The organism is Azonexus caeni (assembly GCF_048146105.1).
Classification (GTDB): domain Bacteria; phylum Pseudomonadota; class Gammaproteobacteria; order Burkholderiales; family Rhodocyclaceae; genus Azonexus; species Azonexus aromaticus_B.
The window spans coordinates 603,544-624,612 of the sequence record NZ_JBKJAD010000001.1 but is presented as its reverse complement, the minus strand read 5'-3'; the positions used below and the strand labels follow the sequence as shown (position 1 = coordinate 624,612).

At 64.1% G+C, this 21,069-nt stretch carries 19 protein-coding genes; all 19 read right to left on the bottom strand.

Going from position 1 to position 21,069, the window contains the following annotated elements; all coding sequences use genetic code 11:
• Window positions 1-220: 220 nt before the first annotated feature.
• The 19 genes from ACLIIZ_RS02840 to ACLIIZ_RS02750 all read right to left on the bottom strand — a co-directional run bounded on the left by ACLIIZ_RS02840 (window position 221) and on the right by ACLIIZ_RS02750 (window position 21,049).
• Window positions 221-1,057 (bottom strand): HDOD domain-containing protein, encoded by an 837-nt coding sequence (locus tag ACLIIZ_RS02840; RefSeq protein WP_416690684.1) that lies wholly within the window; start codon window positions 1,055-1,057, stop codon window positions 221-223.
• 4 nt (window positions 1,058-1,061) lie between these two features.
• Window positions 1,062-1,601 (bottom strand): chemotaxis protein CheD, encoded by a 540-nt coding sequence (locus tag ACLIIZ_RS02835; RefSeq protein ID WP_416690683.1) that lies wholly within the window; start codon window positions 1,599-1,601, stop codon window positions 1,062-1,064.
• Window positions 1,598-2,410 carry a CheR family methyltransferase gene (locus ACLIIZ_RS02830; protein ID WP_416690682.1) on the bottom strand — a complete coding sequence of 271 codons (813 nt, stop codon included), beginning with the start codon at window positions 2,408-2,410 and terminating at the stop codon, window positions 1,598-1,600. Before ACLIIZ_RS02830 ends, ACLIIZ_RS02835 begins: the two co-directional genes overlap by 4 nt.
• Window positions 2,410-3,003 (bottom strand): chemotaxis protein CheD, encoded by a 594-nt coding sequence (locus ACLIIZ_RS02825; RefSeq protein WP_416690681.1) that lies wholly within the window; start codon window positions 3,001-3,003, stop codon window positions 2,410-2,412. The genes ACLIIZ_RS02830 and ACLIIZ_RS02825 overlap by 1 nt, the downstream gene beginning before the upstream one ends.
• 29 nt (window positions 3,004-3,032) lie before the next feature.
• A complete protein-coding gene (locus ACLIIZ_RS02820) occupies window positions 3,033-3,587 on the bottom strand; it encodes a chemotaxis protein CheW (RefSeq protein WP_416690680.1) in 555 nt (184 codons plus the stop codon).
• A 9-nt stretch (window positions 3,588-3,596) separates the two neighbouring features.
• Window positions 3,597-5,213, bottom strand: a complete 1,617-nt coding sequence (locus ACLIIZ_RS02815; protein ID WP_416690679.1) for a methyl-accepting chemotaxis protein — start codon at window positions 5,211-5,213, stop codon at window positions 3,597-3,599.
• Window positions 5,214-5,228: 15 nt separating this feature from the next.
• Window positions 5,229-7,454, bottom strand: coding sequence for a chemotaxis protein CheA (locus ACLIIZ_RS02810; RefSeq protein ID WP_416690678.1), 2,226 nt, complete (start codon window positions 7,452-7,454; stop codon window positions 5,229-5,231).
• A gap of 15 nt (window positions 7,455-7,469) precedes the next feature.
• Window positions 7,470-7,775 (bottom strand): STAS domain-containing protein, encoded by a 306-nt coding sequence (locus ACLIIZ_RS02805; protein WP_416690677.1) that lies wholly within the window; start codon window positions 7,773-7,775, stop codon window positions 7,470-7,472.
• A 9-nt stretch (window positions 7,776-7,784) separates the two neighbouring features.
• A complete protein-coding gene (locus ACLIIZ_RS02800) occupies window positions 7,785-9,041 on the bottom strand; it encodes a methyl-accepting chemotaxis protein (RefSeq protein ID WP_416690676.1) in 1,257 nt (418 codons plus the stop codon).
• A complete protein-coding gene (locus tag ACLIIZ_RS02795) occupies window positions 9,041-9,406 on the bottom strand; it encodes a response regulator (protein WP_416690675.1) in 366 nt (121 codons plus the stop codon). Before ACLIIZ_RS02795 ends, ACLIIZ_RS02800 begins: the two co-directional genes overlap by 1 nt.
• Window positions 9,407-9,487: 81 nt before the next feature.
• Window positions 9,488-11,677 carry a PAS domain-containing hybrid sensor histidine kinase/response regulator gene (locus ACLIIZ_RS02790; protein ID WP_416690674.1) on the bottom strand — a complete coding sequence of 730 codons (2,190 nt, stop codon included), beginning with the start codon at window positions 11,675-11,677 and terminating at the stop codon, window positions 9,488-9,490.
• A gap of 241 nt (window positions 11,678-11,918) precedes the next feature.
• Window positions 11,919-12,563: a response regulator gene (locus tag ACLIIZ_RS02785; RefSeq protein ID WP_416690673.1), complete on the bottom strand. Its 645-nt coding sequence runs from the start codon at window positions 12,561-12,563 to the stop codon at window positions 11,919-11,921.
• A gap of 457 nt (window positions 12,564-13,020) precedes the next feature.
• A complete protein-coding gene (locus ACLIIZ_RS02780; protein ID WP_416690672.1) occupies window positions 13,021-15,645 on the bottom strand; it encodes a PAS domain S-box protein in 2,625 nt (874 codons plus the stop codon).
• A 213-nt stretch (window positions 15,646-15,858) separates the two neighbouring features.
• Window positions 15,859-16,791 carry a CysB family HTH-type transcriptional regulator gene (locus tag ACLIIZ_RS02775; protein WP_416690671.1) on the bottom strand — a complete coding sequence of 311 codons (933 nt, stop codon included), beginning with the start codon at window positions 16,789-16,791 and terminating at the stop codon, window positions 15,859-15,861.
• Window positions 16,792-16,908: 117 nt separating this feature from the next.
• The gene (locus tag ACLIIZ_RS02770; RefSeq protein ID WP_416690670.1) at window positions 16,909-17,220 is read right to left on the bottom strand and encodes a hypothetical protein; all 312 of its coding nucleotides are present in this window, start codon (window positions 17,218-17,220) and stop codon (window positions 16,909-16,911) included.
• Between the two features lie 7 nt (window positions 17,221-17,227).
• Window positions 17,228-18,319, bottom strand: a complete 1,092-nt coding sequence (locus ACLIIZ_RS02765; protein WP_416690669.1) for a sulfate/molybdate ABC transporter ATP-binding protein — start codon at window positions 18,317-18,319, stop codon at window positions 17,228-17,230.
• Window positions 18,316-19,215, bottom strand: a complete 900-nt coding sequence (gene cysW, locus ACLIIZ_RS02760; protein ID WP_416690668.1) for a sulfate ABC transporter permease subunit CysW — start codon at window positions 19,213-19,215, stop codon at window positions 18,316-18,318. The genes ACLIIZ_RS02765 and cysW overlap by 4 nt, the downstream gene beginning before the upstream one ends.
• A complete protein-coding gene (gene cysT, locus ACLIIZ_RS02755; protein ID WP_416690667.1) occupies window positions 19,215-20,051 on the bottom strand; it encodes a sulfate ABC transporter permease subunit CysT in 837 nt (278 codons plus the stop codon). The genes cysW and cysT overlap by 1 nt, the downstream gene beginning before the upstream one ends.
• On the bottom strand, window positions 20,051-21,049 hold the full coding sequence (locus ACLIIZ_RS02750) for a sulfate ABC transporter substrate-binding protein (protein WP_416690666.1): 999 nt from the start codon (window positions 21,047-21,049) through the stop codon (window positions 20,051-20,053). Before ACLIIZ_RS02750 ends, cysT begins: the two co-directional genes overlap by 1 nt.
• Window positions 21,050-21,069: the final 20 nt, after the last annotated feature.

Genomic DNA, 21,069 nt, shown 5'->3' with positions numbered 1-21,069 from the left:
CGGTCCCGCCGCGTCTGCTTCTTCTTCGCCGCATATTCCAGTTCAGAAAAGCTCGCTTGCTTTGTCATCTCGCCTACCCGCTGTCACGCTTTCAGCATTTTCTCATCCCAACGCTATCGTCGTTCCGAAAATCGGAATAAATCAGCGTCTCCCTAGGGGTTTTCATCCGGGTGTACCCCTTTTGGCAAAACGCGCCCTCGCCATCGCGCGAAGGCGGCGCTCAGCCCTTGAGCGAAGCGATCAGGGCGGCGACTTCGTCCGCCGAATCGGCGAGGATGGCACTGAGTTCGGCGCCGTCCACCTGCTGCTCGATCTCCGCCGCCATCCCCCGCCGCCCCATGCCGGTGAGTTCGGCCAACGGGGATTCAACTGGCGCCAGATAGTCGGCGAGCAGCAGGGTGTCGCCCAGCGACGCCGCCGGCATCGCCAGGTAACCGCTCCACAGGACTTCCAGCGCATTCATGACGTTTTCCGGAATATCGAGGGCATGTAGCACGAAACGGCCGACCTGCGCCTCGCGTTCGCCGACCCAGGCCGCCAGATCGCTTTCCAGCAAGCCGGGAAAAGCAGCAGCGCGGGCGATCAGATAGAAACCGCCGATTTCATGGACGATACCGGCGAAAAAGGCCGTTTCCGGGTCCTGGCGGGTGACGCGGCTGGCGATCACCCGCGCCAGCGCGGCAACATGCACCGAGTGCTCCCAGAGCCGGGCGGCGAGCGCCCGGTGCGTCGGATCGCGAACCATGTTCGCCATCTGCCCGATAACGATCGCCATCGTCAGCGTGCGCAGCGTATTGAAACCGAGGCGCGAGACGGCGCCGCGCAGGTCGGCGCTACGCCGCCCCGAACGGTTGTACACCACCGAATTGGCCATCGCCACGACGCGGCTGGCGAGCAGCGGCTCGGCGGCGATCAGCCGGGTCAGTGGCTCGACCGCGCAATCCGGATCGTCAAGCATGCGTTTGACACTGAGCGCCAGTTCGGCATGGGTGGGGAACACCATGTTGCCGCGCTCGGCGTCGGCGACGATGATTTGCAGGGCGCGTTCGACGTCCATGGCGTCATTTCTCCTGGAGAGAGGTCAGGTCGGGCCGGCCGGCCTTGCGGATGCTGGCATCGCTGCCATCGGGAAAGGCCAGCCAGACATCGCCGCTCCACAAGTCAAAGTGCAGCTTGCGGCGGCCGCTGCCGCCGACGTGCTCGGACAGCAATACGATATTGTGCGCCGCCAGCAACTCCCTGGCACGGACAACGTTACGGCGGCCGATGTCGATGTTCTCGCCGGCCAGGTCGCGCAGCATGTTGGCGCCACCGAACAGCTTGGCCTGGTAGGCTGTGGCCTGGGTAGCGGCGGCGGCAACCCGTTCGAGGAAGAGGGCGAAGGCCTCGTCGGCGTAGCGGCCGTCGAGCGGCGCGCCGGCCGGCCGCTGGCGGCCGCTGAGCATGAAGTGGCACATGCCGCCGATGCGCTGGCGCGGATGCCAGAGGGTGATCGAGACGCAGGAGCCGAGCAGCGTCGAGATGCGCGTCCGGCCGCCGCCGAAATGGAATTCGCCGGGGTTGAGGACGACTTCGCGCAGCGGTTCGGGCAGGTCCTTCATGGCTTGCGGTAGATGGTCGGCACCACGGCCTGGACACGGTCGGTGATGCCGTTGAGCGTTTCGGAATGGCCGATCACCAGATAACCACCGGACTTCAGCCTGGGCAACAGGTTATGCACGACCCGGGTCTTGGTCGGCAGATCGAAGTAGATCATCACGTTGCGCAGGAAGATCACCTCGAAATCGCCGATCCCGGTATCGACCGGGTGCATCAGGTTGAGCTGGTAGAAACGGGTGCGCTGGCGCAACTCGGGCACGATCATGAAGCTGCCGGCCTGCGAGCGGACGCCACGCAGGCAGTGTTTCTTCATCAAGCCAGGCGGAATACCCTCGGTCCTCGCCAGCGAGTAGTGGCCGCTGGCCGCCTTGGCCAGCACCTGGGTGCTGATGTCGGAACCGACCACTTCCCAGGGCTTGTCGCCCAGCGCCTCGGCCAGCACCATGGCCAGCGTGTAGACCTCCTCGCCGCTCGAACAGGCCGCACTCCACACCCGGAACGGCGCCGGGCTGTTGCGCTGCGCCAGCACCCGATCGCGCAGGAAATCGAAATGCTTCGGTTCGCGGAAGAAATAGGTTTCGTTGGTGGTCAGCAGGTCCACCATCGTCTGCAATTCTTCCGCATGTTCGCCGCTGGCCAGCATCCGGTAGTACTGGCTGAAGGTGGTGAAGGCGTAGGCTTTCAGGCGCCGCGTCAGACGGCCGACAAGCAGGGTCTGCTTGGCCTCGCTCAGGCTGATGCCGGCGATCTTGTAGATCAGGCGCTGGAACAGCGCGAATTCCTGAGCGGTGATCGGGCTGGGTTCGGCCATCAGAACAGCTCGATCTTGCGCTCGCCAGCCGGCGGTTTGCGCAGCAGCGTCTCGGCGTAGGAGCGCTCTTCGCGGGCGATCGTCTCGGCGGTCGCCATGTTGGTCACCATGCGCCGGCAGAAAGCGTCGCCGCTGGCGGGAAGAAACAGCACCTTGCGCGTCCAGGGGCCGAGGAAATCGGCGGCGAGCAGCGGAATCCCCTCGCGCGCCAGCCATTCCTTGGTGAACTCGGCATTGCGCACGCCGATGCTCATTGCCTGCCCCTCGGTGTTGATGATGGTGCCGCCGCCGAAGGCCTTGGCCTGCAGGCGGACCTTCTTGGCGCCACGCAGGAGCAGCGCGTTGAGCAGCGATTCCATCGCGTAGGCGCCGGAGAGCAGCGTATCGACATCGTCGTTGCTGCCCCGCCGGATGTTCGGCAGCATGAAGTGGTTGATCCCGCCGACCCGCGCTTGCGGATCGAACAGACAGACGGCAATGCAGGAGCCGAGCAGCGTCGCCAACGGCCGCTCGGCTTCGATCGCCCAGGCGCCGGGATGGATGACCCGGGCCAGACGTTCGATCTCCTGGGTGGAAAGCTGGCAGGTGTCCATCGTTCGATCGGCGCCCGGATGGCCGCAGCTCAGGCTCCGCCTGCGCTCGGCGCTGCCTCTCCGACGGCGGCCTCGGCGCCGGTCAGCAGGGCGATCTCCTCGACCGAGAGCACCCGGGAAATATCGAGCAGGATCACGAACTTGCCCGCCACCTTGCCCATCCCCTGAATGAACTCGGCGCGGATGCGCGCCCCGAACGACGGCGGCGGCTCGATCTCGCTGCCCGGTATCTCCAGCACCTCGGATACCGCATCGACGATGACGCCGATGTCGTGGCGAGTCTCCTCGTCCGCCACCTCGATGATGACGATGCAGGTGCGCCGCCCGACTTCGGTCACCTTGCCGCCGAAGCGCGCCGCCAGGTCGATGACCGGCACGACCGCGCCGCGCAGGTTGATGACGCCCCGGATGAAGGCCGGCATCATCGGAATCTCCGTGATGCTGCCGAACTCGATGATTTCCTTGACGTTCAGGATACCGACGCCGAACATCTCGCCGCCCAGCAGGAAGGTCAGGTATTGGGCCGGCGCCGCGCCGCCGCCAGCGACGACGGCAGTACCCTTGGTGTGTACGACTTGTCCCATGATGCTTCCTCAGTAACGCTCGAAGTCGCCCGCATTGATCTGGACTGCGGCGCTGCGCGACGCGCTGCGCGGCTTGGCGGCGGCATGCGCGGCCGACGGGGCGAAGCCGCGGCCACTGCCGCCGTTGTCGGCCAGGCGGAAGAAGGTCATCGTCTGCTGCAGTTGTTCGGCCTGCGAACCGAGTTCCTCGGCGGTCGCCGCCAGTTCCTCGGAGGCCGACGCGTTCTGCTGCGTCGCCTGGTTCAGTTGCCCCATCGCGCCGTTGATCTGGGCGACGCCGGACGACTGCTCGGCGGAGGCGGCGGCAATTTCCTGGACCAGGTCCGAGGTCTTGCGGATGGTCGGCACCATCTCGGTGAGCAAGGTGCCGGCGCGTTCGGCCTGCTTGACCGAGGTCGAGGCGAGGTCGCCGATTTCCTGCGCGGCAACCTGCGAGCGTTCCGCCAGCTTGCGCACTTCGGCGGCCACCACCGCGAAGCCCTTGCCGTGATCGCCGGCGCGCGCCGCTTCGATCGCCGCGTTCAGCGCCAGCAGGTTGGTCTGGTAGGCGATGTCGTCGATGATGCCGATCTTGCTGGCGATGCTCTTCATGTCCTCGACCGTCTGACTCACCGCCGTCCCGCCTTCGGCCGCCTCGGTGGCGGCCTTCGCCGCCATGCCGTCGGTGACCTTGGCGTTCTCGGTGTTCTGCGTGATCGATGCCGACATCTGCTCCATCGACGACGTCGTTTCCTCGACCGACGCCGCCTGCTCGCTCGACGATTGCGACAGCGACTGCGCGGTGGCCGACACCTGGCCGGCGGCGCTGGTCAGGTTGTCGGCGGCGCTGCGCACCTCGCCGATGATCTGCGTCAGCTTGCCTATCATGTTCTGCATCGCGCTCAGCAACTGGCCGACTTCGTCCTTGCTGTCAGACTCCAGCTTGACCGTCAGGTCGCCTTCGGCCAGGCGCCCGGCGGCCTCCACGGCATGGTTGATCGGCACGGTGATCGAACGGCTGACCCACCAGGCGAAGACGATGGCGAGCAGGATCGCGCTGATGGCGAAGCCGAGGATCAGGTTCCTGGCGCTTTGCGCCTGCTCGGCGGCCTGCTCGCCGGCCGCTTCCATCAGTTCGCTCTGGTAATCGATCAGTTTGGCAATCGATCCCAGATAATCCGCCTGCGTCTTGCGCATGGCGCCGAAAAGCAGGGTCGTCGCTTCGTCACGCTTGCCGGCGGTGACCAGATCGCGGGTCTTGTTGAGGTCGGCGACATAGGCCTTGCGCGCTTCGCTGACGGCTCCCAGGACGCGGCGACCGTCGTCCGTGACAATCATCTTGTCGAGCTTTTCCAGACGATCGCTGATGATCTTGCTCGCTTCGCCCAGACGCTGCAGCTGGGCCTGTGCCTCTTCCGGCCGGTTTTCCAGCAGGGCATTGCGCAGCACGCGGGCGACGAGGTTGACCTGGTCGATCACGTCGTTGGCGAGAATCGTCTTCGGAAACTTGTCATGCACCATGTTGGCGATTTCTTCGTTGAGCGTTTCGACGCGCAGGACGGCAATGGTCGATATGCTGACCAGCAGGATCAGGACAAAGCCAAAGCCCAGACCAAGCCGGACGCCGATTTTCAGATTCTTGAACATTTGGGCACCCCGTAATTAATGTTGTGAGAAAGGGTTGTTGGAAAGCACTGCTGGAGCTGCCAGGCTCCGTTCGGAAAGCCGCTGTTGCTCGCTCTGCGTCACCGACTGGACCAGGGCGGCAACATCGAGGATCAGCGCGACGTCGCCGCTGCCCAGGATGGTCGAACCGCCAATCCCCCGCAGGTGACGGAACATCGCGCCGAGCGGCTTGATCACCGTCTGGAACTCGCCCATCAACTGATCGACGACGATGCCGGCCCGTTGTCCGCCAAACTGGACAACGACGATGTTCTCGCGCGCCGGCGCCTGGCCCGCGATGTCGAACAGTTCGCGCAGGCGGATGAAGGGCAGCGCCTCGCCGCGCAGGTTCATGAAGTTGCGCTCGGACTGCAGGTTCTTCAGTTCGATGCATTCGACGACGGTGTCGAGCGGAATCACGTAGGCCGCCTTGTTCACGCCGACCAGGAAGCCGTCGATGATGGCCAGCGTCAGCGGCAGGCGGATGGTGAAGGTCGCCCCCTGTCCTTCCTCCGAGGCGACATCGACGGTGCCGCGCAGGGCCTGGATGTTGCGCCGCACGACGTCCATGCCGACGCCGCGTCCGGACAGGTTGGAGACCTTGTCCACGGTCGAGAAGCCGGGTTCGAAGATCAGGTTGACCACTTCGTGCTCGGACAGCGTTTCGCCGGGCTGGATCAGGCCGCGCTCGATCGCCTTGGCGGTGATCTTCTCCTGGTTCAGGCCACCGCCGTCGTCGGCGACTTCAATGACGATGCTGCCCGAGTCGTGATAGGCGTTGAGCGAGACCCGACCGCAGGCCGGCTTGCCGCGTTCGAGACGCAGCGCGGTCGGTTCGATGCCGTGGTCCAGCGAATTGCGCACCAGGTGCATCAGCGGGTCGCCGATCTTCTCGACCACCGTCTTGTCCAGTTCAGTCTCGGCGCCGCTGATCTGCAGTTCGATTTCCTTGCCCAGTTCCTTCGAGACGTCGCGCACGACACGCTGGAAGCGGTTGAAGGTGTCGCCGATCTGCACCATGCGCAACTGCAGCGCCGCGTCGCGGATGTTCTCGACCAGCCGCGACAGCACCGAGGTTGCCTCGACCAGCCCGCTCTGCCGGCTCTTCTGCGCCAGCAGGTTGGCCGACGCGCCGGCAATCACCAGTTCGCCGACGAGGTCGATCAACTGGTCGAGCTTGTCCGCCTGGACGCGCACCAGACGCGCTTCCCGGGTCTTTTTCTCGCTGACCTGCGCCTGCTTGACCACCGCCGCCTCGACCACTTCCGGGCTGACCACCTTGTGGTCGACCAGGATTTCGCCCAGCGGTTGGGAAGGATGCCCTTCAGCGTCGGCAGCACGCTGCTGCCGGCTCAGCCCCTGTTCGAGTTCGGCCTGGGTCAGGGCGCCGCAGCGGACCAGGATTTCGCCCAGGCGCATGCTGTCTTCCGGCAATTCCTGGATGTGTTTCAGATACTCGGAGAGCCGGCTGTTCGGCGGCAGGATGCGCAGTTCGCATTCGTCGCGCACGAAGTCGAAGACGCGCTCGATATCGGCCTTCGAACTGCGCGTCTGCAGCCGGATCTCGAAACCGAGGTAGCAGGACTCCGGGTCCATCTCGCCGGCAACCGGAATCGCGTCCGTAATCGTCGCGATGCTGAGGATTTCGCCCAGCGAACCCAGGTAGCGGATGAAGGACAAGGGATCGACGCCGCCGCGCATCACGTTCTCGCCGAAACGCACCGAGACGTGCCAACTGTCATTGAGGACGATGGCGCTGCCGGAATTTTCCACCTCGACCGTACTATCGCTGACGGTCAATGCCGACGCCGCCGCGTCTCCGCCGATCTCGCCGATGCCGTCGAGAAAGCCCTGCACCTGCCCGCCCAGCGCTTCGCCCTGCGCCTGCAGTTCGCCCGCCGGCCCGGCTTCGCCAGCCGCCAGCAGGTCGATCAGGCTGAGCATGTGGTCGCAGCAGCCAAGCAGCAGTGTGGTCAGCGCCGGGGTGACGCCCAGCGCGCCGTTGCGCAGCGCATCGAGGACATTCTCGACGCGGTGCGTGAAGGCTTCGATGAAATGGCATTCGATGACGCCGGCGCCGCCCTTGATCGTGTGCGCGGCGCGGAAGATGGCGTTGATCTTGTCCGGGTCGTCCGGATTCTGTTCCAGACCGAGCAGGCTGGATTCCATCTCGGCAAGCTGCTCGCGGCTTTCCTGGACAAAGACGCTGGTGATTTCATCCATGCTCGTCTCCTCTTCTCAGCCGGCTTCGTGCGCCGGAATGACCAAGGGGTCGCCCAACTCGGCGGCCAGATCGCAGAAATCGATCAGCGAACTGACGGCCTGACTGTGCGCGACGATGCGTACCCGCTTGCCCGAGCGTTGCGCTTCTTTCTTCAGCAGCACCAGCAATTGCAGGCCGGCGGCGTCGATCTCGGCCACTTGCGACAGGTTAAGTTCCAGTTCGGCGGTGGCCGCCAGCGCGTCGAGCAGTTGCTGCTTCTGCGCGAGTGCGTGGTAGATGGTCAGCGGCTGGCTGACGACGAGAGGGTCCTTGGCAGACATCGGGTACTCCTAGAAAAGTTCGATGCGCGAACTGACCGGCGCCACACCGGCTGTTTCATGCTTCAGCACGCTTTGATGCGTGCTGCGCTGGCTTTCCATCACATAGCGGCTGTACAGCGCCTGCAGATGCTCGGCGATCGGTTCGTACTTGAACGCGGGATCGTCGAAGGCGCGTAGCCGCTCCGCCAGCAGGCCGGCGTGGCCGTCAAGGCGGGAGAGCGCCTGCATCGCCTGCTCGATCTGCTGCCGGCTGACATCCTGGAACTGGACGCTGGCCTGCGCCTCCATGAACATCGCCGCCAATTGCTGGCTGCTGTCGCTGATCTGCTCGAGAACACCGGCTTCGTGCCGCATCAGTTTCTCGTAGCCATGACCGAGTTCGTTCATCTGGCTGGAGAAGAAATCGAGCAATTCCCTCTCCTGAACCAGGTTGACGTTGGACAGATTGTCCCGGAACTGCTCCTCGATGTGCTCGGCCACAGCGGCAATCCCCTGACTGATCTTGAGCACCGCGGCCTCGGTCTCGCCCGACAGCTTGCGCACTTCGTCGGCGACCACGGCGAAGCCGCGCCCCGCCTCGCCGGCGCGAGCCGCCTCGATGGCGGCGTTGAGCGCCAGCAGGTTGGTCTGGCCGGCGACGTGCTTGATCAACTGGACCAGCGATTCGAGCGAACGCGCTTCCTGGACCACCTGCGTCACCCGTAGCTGATCCTGCTCCGATTCCTGCTGGCGCTGTCGAGCATAGCCCTCCATGCGCCTCAGCACCTCCTGGTTCTGGGCGATGCGCGCTTCCGAATCCCTGGCCAGTTCGGCACTTTCGTCCGTTGTCCGGCTGACGAAACGATCAAGGCAAGCAACCACTTCGTCGATGGTCTGCAACTGGCTGACAATGGCAAAGGCGGCACTTTCGGTTTCGTCGATGACCCCCTTCAACTGGCCACGCACCACTTCGTTGAAGTCCCGTACCTGCACCAACTCGCCCGAGACCTCTTCGTTCACTTGATGGAATGCGGCTTCCTGACGAGCATGCCGCGCTGCGACATCCCCCAGGCCGAGCGAGCAGTCGCGAAAAAAGGCAAGCGAGACAAGGTATTGCCCGAGAAAGGCGACAGCGACGATAAAAACCGTACCCAAAGCGTCAGCCAGGCTGGCTGGCGCGAAAGCTCGATGGAAGACGTCATGCATCAAATAGACGGCAGCACCGGCCCCCAGCGCCACCATTGCGCTAACCAGAAAGGCCCGCCACAGGAAGCTTGTCTGGCTCATCAGCGGATAACCAGCTTGATGGTATTGAGCAACTCGTCCGCCGTCGCCGGCTTGACGATCCAGCCCGACGCCCCGGCCGCCTTCGCCTCCAGCTTGCGCGACTGCTGCGACTCGGTGGTCAGGAACAGGATCGGCACGAACTTGCAGGCCGCCAGCTTGCGCACTTCCTTGATCAGGTCGATGCCATTCATCCCCGGCATGTTGAGGTCGGTGATCAGGAGATCGATCTTCAGCCCGCCCTGCAGCTTGCGCAGCGCTTCCTCGCCACTGGCCGCCTTCTCGGTCGCATAACCGGCCTTGGCGAGAATGCCGGAAATACTCAACAGAATGGTTGCCGAATCATCGACAAGAAAGATGGTTTTCATATTGACTGCCATGCCCCACATAAACGTCTGGAAATATCTGATTCCTGGAAATCCCCGGAAATCGCTCACCCCTTGTTTTTCTCAGCCCCCTCCGGAACGCCGGCAATGGCGCTCGATCGCACTGATCAGGAGTTCGAGATTGAGTGGCTTGGCAACATGCTCGACCATGCCGGCAGCCAGGCAGTTATCGCGCTCATCCGCCAGAGCGTGCGCCGTGATACCGATGATCGGCAGCTCGGGCGCCATCTCCCGCAGGCGACGTGCCGCGGCGTAGCCATCCATGACCGGCATCATGATGTCCATGAGCACGACATCCCAGGCGTCGGCGCCACTCCGGGCAACTTCCTGCACGGCTTCCAGGCCGTTTTCCACGCAGCTCAGGCGAACCCCTTCGTCGGCCAGCATCTCCTGCAGCACCAGACGGTTGATCTCGTTATCCTCGGCCGCCAGGATGCGCACATTGCTGAGCCGCGGCCCCGTCGCAGCGACCTCGGCTCCCTCCTTGAGCGCCAGCTCGGTCGGCCGCAGGGGAAGCCGGACTTCGAACACGCTGCCGAATCCGCTACGGCTATCCACCCGAATCTCGCCCCCCATCGCCTCGACTAGACGCCGGCAGATCACGAGACCGAGCCCGGTGCCGCCAAACCGTCGGGGAATCGATGTTTCCGCCTGCTCGAAAGGCGAGAAGAGACGGCCCATTTGTTCCTGCGTCATGCCGATGCCGGTGTCGATGACACGGAACATCAAGCGCGCTTCGACCACGCCGGCTTCGAGGACGACGCTTCCCTGATCGGTGAACTTGATGGCGTTGGAAAGCAGGTTGATGAGTATCTGCAACAACCGGGTTTCGTCGCCCAGGCAAGCCGCGGGCAGCCTGTCGTCCTTGCGGATGGAGAAGCGGATGCCTTTGCTCCGCGCACGCTCCACCGTCAGATCGACGGCCCGGTCGATCAGTCGCTGCAGGCTGACCGGGCGCGATTCGAGCTGCAGCTTGCCGGCTTCGATTTTCGAGAAATCCAGGATGTCGTCGATGATCGCCACCAGCAATTCCCCGGATTCAAGAATCCGTCGGAAATTCTCTCCACATTTCCGGTCGCGATTGGCGCGGGCGCCAACTTGCGCCAAGCCGATCACGGCATTCATCGGCGTGCGAATCTCATGGCTCATGTTGGACAGGAACTCACTCTTCACCCGGCTCAGACGCTCGGCATTCAGGCGCGCCTGCTGCAGGTCGGCCGTTCGCTCGGCAACCAGTTCCTCGAGGTGTTCGCGATAGGCCGCCAGTTCCTGTTCGTTCTGGACGCGCTCGCTGACGTCCTGCTTGACGGCGATGTAGTGGCTGATCTTCCCATCGCGGTCGGGGATCGGCGTGATCGTCTGGAACTCGTGATAGAGGCTGCCGTCCTTGCGCCGATTGATCAATTGCCCTTTCCAGACCCGACCACTGGCAATCGTCTGCCAGAGGCGCTCATATTCGCCAGGGTCCTGCTGGCCGCTGCGCAGCAGTTCGCCGGGGCGCCGGCCGAAGGTTTCGTGCGCCGCATAACCGCTCATCTCGAAAAAGGCGGCATTGGCCCATTGAATGCTTCCGTCGGCCTCAGTGACAATGATCGCGTTGGCTGCGGCATCCAGCGCCGCCACCCGCAAGCGCAGTTCACTCTCGATCTCCCGGCTGGAAGTGAGGTCCTGAATGATCACGGTGGACAGTTGCCCGGCGTCATTTTCTTCAAGCGGCGCGGCCGACATGGCAACGTTGAGCGGATGCCCGTCGCTGCGCAACATGCGCAGCTCGATCTCGTAAGTCGCCCCTTGCGCGAAACGAGCGAGCTTGTCCCGCCCGACCCTGGCAAAGCTGGCCTCGTCCGGATAAAGCTTGCGTGACGACTGACCGATCAATTGATCGGCCGAATAGCCGGTCAATGCGCACAAGGCCGGATTGACTTCGATGAAGCGGCGCGCCGCATCCATGACCGCGATGCCGATCGGCGCCGAACCAAGAATGGCGCGCAAGCGTGCTTCGCTCGACGCCGGCGCGGACTTCGCCTCGACCGGCGCCTGCTTGCTTTCTTCCTTGGCATCCAGCAGCCGGCGATTCTGCTTCTCCAGTTCAATCTGGTAATGGCAGAGCTCTTCCGCCCAGAGCGCGGGATCTTCCCTGCTGCTGAGCAGCAAGTTCCTTGCCTCTGCGATATCACCATTGCGTAGCGCGCTCCGCACGCGTTCGGCAAGCATTACCGGCTCCTGCAAACGGGTATTCGGTTCGATGTCCATCCAGCCCTATCCCCTGAGACCATCCAATTCGCCACAAACTGCAGCGAAAATCGGGTGAAGACCAGATGTCACATCTATCTAAAACAACAAAGATGGCACAAAGCTTCTTTGGTGCCCAATATTCAGAAAATGCTTATCTGTTATGCCAAAGATGATATCGACTGCCGTCGACACCCGATATTCACGAAAACCGCTATTCCTGTTACCAGGAAGCCGGTAGGTGAAATCCGCAATAAACCGTCTATTCCTGATCGAAACCGCAACTGATGACGTAACGGGTCAGTTCGGCGATGCTGTGCAGATCGAGCTTGCGCATGATGTTGCGGCGATGCACCTCGACCGTGGACGGCGCAATGCTCATCTGCTCGGCAATCTGGGTCGAGGTGCGGCCCTTGGCCACCTGCACCAGAACCGCGCGCTCACGAGGGCTGAGCTGGGTCTGCGGTGGACTACCGAGCATGCCGGGGAGCGCGGCATTACCGGTCAACAAGGTTGCCGCATCGGGACAGAGATAATGGCGCCCGCTTCGTACCGCCTCGATGGCGCGCAGCAGTTCGTCGCTGGCCTCGGCCTTGGTGACGTAGGCGGCCGCGCCGGCGTCGAACATGTCCAGCACGTAGCGCCGCTCAACATAGGTGGACAACGCGATCACCTTGGTGGCCGGCATGGTGGCCAGCAACTGGCGGGTAGCCTTGATGCCATTCGTCCCCGGCATGCCGATATCCATGCATACGATATCCGCTGCGCTCTGTTGCGCCAGTTGCAGAACATCGCTGCCGTTCCCGGTCTCCCCCACGACCACCAGGCGGGGCACGCGTTCGAGCAGCAAACGCAGGGCTTCGCGGAACATCCGGTGATCATCGGCGAGAAATATGCGCTTTGTCATATTGGACTTGTTATCGACTCAATCCGCAAAAACCTCACCGGTGGGTAATGCAATCGGGTTGACGGTCCTCTCTTATGGACACAAGGACAAAAGCAGCGCTATCGCTAGCCAAGCAGGCTTCCACCACACCGGACCGCACAGTCACTTTCGCCAATCGCGCCTCACTTTCGTGGCGCCCCCCAAGCCCCCGATGCTCACCGAGTTCCGCCCCTGTTACATGTCAATCTCGCCGGCGGCAAACAAATCTAGAAAAAGCCCAGCAAATGACAGATGTGATTTATTTATAGAGCAAAGGATGATATCCATCGACCACGGAATGCGGTAGCCCGGAAACCCCCTAGCCGAACTACCCGGATACCGGTATTCCCCCCCAGGCTGCGTCGGATTGGCGCGCCCGAAACCAGCGCTTATCGCCCTTGCGGAGAGCGTAGCGCGGCGGAGCCGGCGTCGGCTCCGCTCAAGCGAACGCCGCCGCGGGAATCCGGCCAAAAATGCGCGTCCCGCTGCCTGCGGCGGACTCGAGAGCAAAGCTGCCGCCCGAGAATTCCGCCATTTCCCTCATATTGACCAAGCCCAGACCGCTTTCGAAAGAGGGCTCGCCGAGGCGCCCCACGTCAAACCCGCTACCGTCGTCGCTGATCGACAAGCTCAGACCGCAACGGTCCTGGACCATGCCAACCACGACCGTCGTGGCGTGAGCATGCTTGGCAACATTGGTCAGTGCCTCCTGGAAAATACGGAACAGCGCCGATTCCAGTTCCGCCGCCAGCACTGACGGTGGCGCCGCTACGTCGATCCGGACGACGATGCCGGTGCGACGCCGGAAATGCTGAGCATAGCTTTCCATCGCGGGAAGAAGGCCGGCGTAATCGAGCAACGACGAGCGCAACTCGGCGCTGATGTCGCGAATACTGGCAACGGTATCTTCAATCAGGGCACGGGTGTCTTCCAGGCGGGCGGTGATTTCATCGTCTCCGCTGGAACACAGGGCTTCGCTCAGCAGACCGAGGTTGATCGAGATCGCCGCCAGATTCGGACTGGTCCGGTCATGCAGATCGGCGGCCAGACGGCGGCGCATTTCCTCCTGCGTCGCCAGCAGGTGTCGAGACAGCGATTCGATCCGCCCCGCCTGGTCGCGCAGCACGTCTTCGTCACGCTTGCGGGCCGTGACATCGCGCAGTACGGCAACGAACTGACTGGCCTGTCCCTCGTCATCGAAAACCGGCGTGATCGACAGTTCATTCCAGAACGGCGTGCCATCCTTGCGATAGTTCAGCAGTTCGCCATGAAACGGCTGGCGAGTCTGCAGGGCGGCACGGATCGCCGCCCGGCTTGTCGGGTCGCTGTCCGGCCCCTGCAGGAAATTGCACTCCCGGCCACGAATTTCGGCCAGCGTATAGCCGGTGATTGTTTCGAAAGCGCTGTTCGCATAGGTGATGCGCTGCGCGGCGTCGGTGATCAGCACCCCCTGCGAAATGGCTGACAGGGCATTGTCCCGCAGACGCAGCAGATGCAGTTGATCATGCAACAGCCGCTCCGCCTCCTTGCGTCGCGTGATGTCGAGGTGGGTGCCGACGACGCGCAGCGGACGCCGGGCGCCATCCCGCTCGATCACCTTGCCGCGACTGAGAATCCAGACCCAGTGACCAGTGCGGTGACGCAGCCGGTACTCGTTTTCGAAAACGCCAGCGTCAGAGGCCAATTGTTGCTTCAGTTCCCGCTGCAGCGGATCGACATCGTCCGGATGCAGGCGACCTTCCCAGGCGTCGGCCCGCGTCACCACCGGCTCCGCCCTTTCGCCGAGCATCGCCGCCCAGCGGGCATCGACCGAGACCTGTCCGCTCGGCAGGTGCCAGTCCCACATTCCAAGATCGGCCCCGGCCAGCGCCAACTCAAGACGTTGACGACTCTCTTCCTGCTGACTTTCCTGGCACTTGCGCGCGGTGATGTCGCGAAACTGGTTGATGCTGCGCAACTCGCCCTTGCTGTCAACGAACAGGGTCGAGATGACTTCGGCGGGAAAGCGCCGGCCGCTACCGTGGATGCAGGTCAGTTCGCCCCGGGCCTGACGCGTGCGCAGGCGTTCGACGAGGCCATCGCGCAGGCGTGGATCGTCCATATCGACGATCCCGGCTCGCCCGCGACGGCGGAATTCTTCCTCACTCAGGCCGAACAGCTTGCACGCCGCCGGGTTGGCGGTGTCGATGCGACCATCCGGCCAGGCAAAGATGATCGCCTCACCGGTATGCTCGTGGATCAGCCGCCAGCGCTCCTCGCTTTCCCGGAGCCGTCTCTCGTTCTCCTTGCGGACGCTGATGTCGAGATGCGTACCGACAGCGCGCAACGGACGCCCCGCGGCATCCCATTCGAGGACCTTGCCGTGGTCCAGTATCCAGATCCAGTGACCGTCGCGATGACGGACCCGATGTTCCGATTCGTAGGCTGGTGTCTGGCGGCGGAGATGCGCGATCCAGGCGGCCTTGGTCCGCGCCCGGTCTGCCGGGTGCAGGCGGCTGCGCCAACTGTCGATGTGTGGCGCCAGTCGTTCCGGCGACTCGCCCAGCATCGATGCCCAGCGCTCGTTGAAGAGGACCCGTCCGCTGGGAATGTGCCAGTCCCACATGCCGAGATCGCCTCCGGCCAAGGCCAGTTCCAGACGCTCGCGGTCCTTTTCCCGCTGCGCCTCGACTTGCTTGCGCTCGCTGACATCCCGGGCGAAACCGATGGAACCCAGCAATTCGCCGTTCGTGTCGAAAAACGGGGCCTTGTAGGTCTCGAACCAGAGACGCTGGCCATGCGTGCATATTTCCTCCTCGACGACCATCTTCTGATGCCTGCTGATCACCTCGCGGTCGACCGCCCGATATGCTTCGGCCAATTCGCGCGGCGCGATGGCGAAATCGTCCTTGCCGACCAGAGCTTCTGCCCCGCCCAGGCCAAAGGTCAGGACGAAGGCTTCATTGACGGCGAGAAAGCGGCTTTCCGTGTCCTTCAGCCAGGCCGGAAAGGGAAGCCTGTCGAGAATGGCGCGAAAGCAGGTCTGCGGGTCGCTCGGAGAATCGGACTGCCGGCTCGCGACCATTTTCAGAACGCCTGATCACGCAGTTGTTGCGACGCGCTCCGGCGGAAACTGCCTCTGTCGTTCATCATCGATCCCTCTCTTGGCGATCCGCGGCAGTATTTCGGCTTTGTCAGAGAGGGTCAAGCACCTGCCGCGACAGGGACGACAATTGCCACCAATTGACCGACGGGAGCAGGCAATGAGCGCCGCCGACCGACAACCGGCAGAGCGCGCCTACTCGGCCGCCGCCGGCTTCAGGGCGGCCCGTAGCGCCGCTTCGCCGAGGTCCGGGCAGACTTTCTCGATGAAGGCGTGGGCATAGCTGCGCAGGTAGGTGCCGCGGCGCACCGCAAGGTGCGTGGTGTTGGCCGGGAACAGATGCGGCACCTCGATCAATTGCAGGTTGCGGTCCTGTTCCGGGTGGTAGGCGACCGAGGCGACGATGCCGACGCCCAGCCCGAGGCCGACATAGGTCTTGATCACGTCGGCGTCGATCGCCGAAAGCACGATGTCGGGCACCACGCCGGCGTCGGCGAAGGCCGCATCGACGTGGGCGCGACCGGTGAAGCCTTCGTGGTAGGTGATGACCGGATACTCGGCCAGCGCTTCGAGCGTCACCGGCCGGCAGTCGAGCAGCGGATGGCCGTCGGGCACGATGATCGCGTGGTGCCACGAGTAATAGGGAAAGGACGCCAGTTCCGGCACCTTGTTGATCGCCTCGGTGGCGATCCCGATATCGGCCCGGCCGCTGACCACCAGTTCGGCGATTTCCTGCGGGCTGCCCTGGAGCAGGGTCAGGTGTACCTTGGGATAGTCCGCCTTGAACCACTGGATGATCTTCGGCAGCGCGTAACGCGCCTGGGTGTGCGTCGTCGCCACGACGAAGTGGCCGGTCTCGCGGCTGGCGAACTGGTCGGCGATGCGGCGCAGGTTCTGGGTGTCGAGCAGGATGCGCTCGACCACCCCGACCAGTTCCTTGCCCGGCTCGGTCAGGCCGAGCAGGCGCTTGCCGCGGCGGACGAAGATCTCGATCCCGAGTTCGTCCTCGAGGTCCTTGATGTGCTTGCTGACACCGGGCTGCGAGGTATACAGCGCGTTGGCCACCTCGGTCAGATTGAACTCCTGACGCACCGTCTCGCGGACGATCCGCAGTTGCTGGAAATTCATGCTCGCTCTCCCGTCGGACACCCGGTCCGCATCATCGATCAGCGAACTTTAAGAACATCCGGTTATGCCGTGAAATAATTAAAAACGAATAGCAAATCACGAAAACGGATATAGGGTTCAATCCCGCCGCCGTTCGCGCGCCCGATGCACCCGGTAGCCGTGGCTGCGCAGCAAGCGGACGGCACCGTCGATCGACTGGCGCAGCGCCGCCGGCAACTCATCCGCCGGCCCGGCCGGCGCTGCCGGCGGCGCCAGCGTCAGACCGTGCTGCGCCAACCAGTCGATGATCGCCTGCAAGCTCTTCTGGCCGATGCCCTCGGCCCGCTGCAGGCGCCGGTAGCCGAGCGCACAGACCTCCTCGGCCGTGAATTCGGCGCGCCCGAACAGCTTGCACAAGGCGTGGCGCGCCGGCGTCGGCAGGCATGCCATGCCCGGCTCAGGCGGCGCTGGCGGCCTGCTCATCGTCCTTGCCGAAGAGCCTGAGGCGCGACGGCAGCAAGCGGACGTCCTGACCGTCGCGCAGCCCGAGTTCGAGCACGCGCTGGCGCGTGATCTCGACTTCGAAGTGCTGGCCGCTCGCGCCGTTGATGCCGTCGAGTTCGACGCGGGCGGTAACGCCGAAAGCGAGGATGCGATTGATCCGGGCGGCGATGCCGGCGCTCGCCGCCGGATCGGTGTCGATTTCCAGCTCGTGCGGCCGGGCAAAGGCGACGACTTCGGCACCGTGGGCAAAGTCATGCGCTTCGTGCGCCAGCGTGTCGTCGCCGACGCGCAGCGATGCGCCGTCGACCCGGCCGTGGAAGAGATTGACCGAGCCGAGGAAGCCATAGACGAACGGGGTCGCCGGGTGGCGATAGACTTCTTCCGGGGTGCCGATCTGCTCGACCTTGCCGTGGTCCATCAGGACGACGCGGTCGGCGACTTCGAGCGCTTCTTCCTGGTCGTGGGTGACGAAGATCGAGGTGATGTGCAGTTCGTCGTGCAGCTTCCGGAGCCAGCGCCGCAGTTCCTTGCGCACCTTGGCGTCGAGCGCGCCGAACGGCTCGTCGAGCAGCAGCACCCGCGGCTCCACCGCCAGCGCCCGGGCCAGCGCGATGCGCTGGCGCTGCCCGCCGGACAACTGCGACGGAAAGCGGTCGGCCAGCCAGTCGAGCTGGACGAGATTGAGCAACTCATGCACCTTGTCCTTGATCTTCGCTGCCGACGGCCGCTGGCCGCGCGGCTTCATGCGCATGCCGAAGGCGACGTTGTCGAACACCGTCATGTGCTTGAACAGCGCGTAATGCTGGAAGACGAAGCCGACCTGGCGCTCGCGCACATGGGTGCCGGAGGCGTCGTCGCCGTCGAGCAGGACCTGACCCGAGTCGGCCTGTTCCAGCCCGGCGATGATGCGCAGCAACGTCGTCTTGCCGCAGCCCGAAGGCCCCAGCAGGGCGACCAGCTCGCCGGTCGGGAAATCGAGGCTGATGTCGTCGAGCGCGGTGAAATCGCCGAACTGCTTGTGGATGTTCTTGACCTGGATGCTCATGATACGGATTCCTGGGTGTCCCGGTACGACCGGGCGGCCTGATGTTCGACCCAGTTCTTGATGACCAGCGTGACCAGCGCCAGCAGCGCCAGCAGCGAAGCCACGGCGAAGGCCGCCGAGAACTGGTATTCGTTGTAGAGGATTTCGACGTGCAGCGGCAGCGTGTTGGTCTGCCCGCGGATGTGCCCGGAGACGACGCTGACCGCGCCGAACTCGCCCATCGCCCGGGCGTTGGTCAGGATCACCCCGTACATCAGGCCCCACTTGATGTTGGGCAGCGTGACGTACCAGAACACCTGCCAACCTTTGGCGCCAAGGACCACCGCCGCCTCTTCCTCTTCCTTGCCCTGCGCCTGCATCAGCGGGATCAGTTCGCGGGCGACGAAGGGAAAGGTGACGAAGACGGTGGCGAGCACGATCCCCGGCACGGCGAAGATGATCTTGATGTCGTGGTCGGACAGCCAGCTGCCGAACCAGCCTTGGGCGCCGAAGACGAGCACGAAGACGAGACCGGCGATGACCGGCGAGACCGAGAACGGCAGGTCGATCAGGGTGATCAGGATCTGCTTGCCGCGGAACTCGAACTTGGCGATCGCCCAGGCCGCGGCAACGCCGAAGACCAGGTTGAGCGGCACCGAGATCGCCGCCGCCAGCAGCGTCAGCTTGATTGCCGACAGGGCGTCGGGATCGACCAGCGCCGTCAGGTAGGTTTCCCAGCCCTTGCGCAGCGCCTCGACGAAGACTGCGACCAGCGGCAGCAGCAGGAAAATGGCGAAGAAGCCGAGCGCCAGCGCCAGGATCGTCCATTTGACCAGCGGCGTCTCGCGCGTCGCCGCCTTGCTCTCGAAGCGCGACGCATGGTCGGCGCCGAGATGCATCGTGGTTGCGCCAGCCATCAGCGGTCCCTCCCGGTACGTTTGGCGGTCCACGCCTGCAGCCCGTTGATGATCAGCAGCAGGGTGAAGGAAAACAGCAGCATCACCGCGGCAATCGCCGTGGCGCCGCGGTAGTCGTACTGTTCGAGCTTGGTGATGATCATCAGCGGCGTGATCTCGGAAACATAAGGCAGGTTGCCGGCGATGAAGATGACCGAGCCGTACTCACCGACGGCGCGCGCAAAGGCCAGCGCGAAGCCGGTCAGCAGCGCCGGCAGCAGGATCGGCAGGATGACGTGGCGGAAGGTCTGCCAGCGCTGCGCGCCGAGGCTGGCGGCGGCCTCCTCGAGTTCGGTGTCGAGGTCTTCGAGGATCGGCTGCACGGTACGCACGACGAAAGGCAGGCCAATGAAGATCAGCGCCACCAGCACGCCGAGCGGTCCGAACGCGACCTTGATGCCGAGCGGTTCGAGGTACTGGCCAAGCCAGCCGTTCTTCGCGTACAGCGCGGTCAGCGCGATGCCGGCGACGGCGGTGGGCAGCGCGAACGGCAGGTCGACCAGGGCATCGACCAGCTTCTTGCCGGGAAACGAGTAACGCACCAGCGACCAGGCGAGCAGCAGCCCGAACACCGCGTTGATCGCCGCCGCCAGCAACGAGGCGCCGAACGAGAGTTTGTAGGTGGCGACCACCTGCGGCGCCGTCACCACCTCGACGAAGCGTTCCCAGTCCAGCTCGAAGGCCTTCAGGAAGACCGCGGCGAGCGGGATCAGGATAAGCAGCGACAGGTAGCCGAGCGTGTAGCCGAGGGTCAGGTTGAACCCCGGCAGGACGCGGAAGGTTTTGGCGCTGGCCATCACTTCCTCGCGACGATCTGGTCGTAGAGCGCGCCGTCGGCGAAATGCGCCTTCTGCACGGCGGCCCAGCCACCGAGCTTCTGTTCGACGGTAAAGGTGCGGATCGCCGGGTACTTGGCGGCAAGTTTCTTCAATACCGCCGGGTCGCGCGGCCGGAAGTCGTGTTTGGCGATGATTTCCTGGCCGGCCGACGAGAACAGGAAGTCGAGGTAAGCCTTGGCCAGCTTCTCGCTACCGCGCTTGGCGGCGACCTTCTGGACGATGGCGACCGGCGCCGCGGCCTCGATCGACAGCGACGGATAGACGATGTCGAACTTGCTCGAACCGAGTTCCCGGGCGATCAGGATGGCTTCGTTCTCGAAGGTCACCAGCACGTCGCCGACATCGCGCTGGGTGAAGGTGGTGGTCGCGCCGCGACCGCCGCCGTCGAGCACCGGCACATTGGCGAACAGCTTGCTGACGAAGTCCTTGGCACCAGCCTCGGAACCGCGCTTGTCGAGGGCGTAACCCCAGGCGGCGAGGTAGGTGTAGCGTCCGTTGCCGGAAGTCTTCGGGTTGGGCACGATGACCTGCAGGCCGGCGCGGGTCAGGTCGCCCCAGTCCTTGATCTGCTTCGGATTGCCCTTGCGCACCAGAAAGACGGTGGTCGTCGTGTACGGCGTCGCCTCGTGCGGGAACTGCTTGCGCCAGTCGGCGGCGACCAGGCCGCCGCGCTCGACCAGGATGTCGATGTCCGGCGCCTGGTTCATCGTGATGACGTCGGCTTCCAGGCCGCCGATCACCGCCCCGGCCTGCTTCGACGAGCCGCCGTGCGACTGGTTGATGCTGACGTCCGCCCCGCCCTGCTTCTTCCAGGCGGCGACGAAAGCCGGGTTGATCTCCTTGTACAGCTCGCGCGAGACGTCGTAGGAAACGTTGAGCAGCGAGGTCTGGGCATGCACCGCACCGGTCAGCAGGCAGGACAGCGCGAGCAAGGTGGTCTTGAGCTTGGGGATCATCGGGGGCTCCGTTCTTGTGA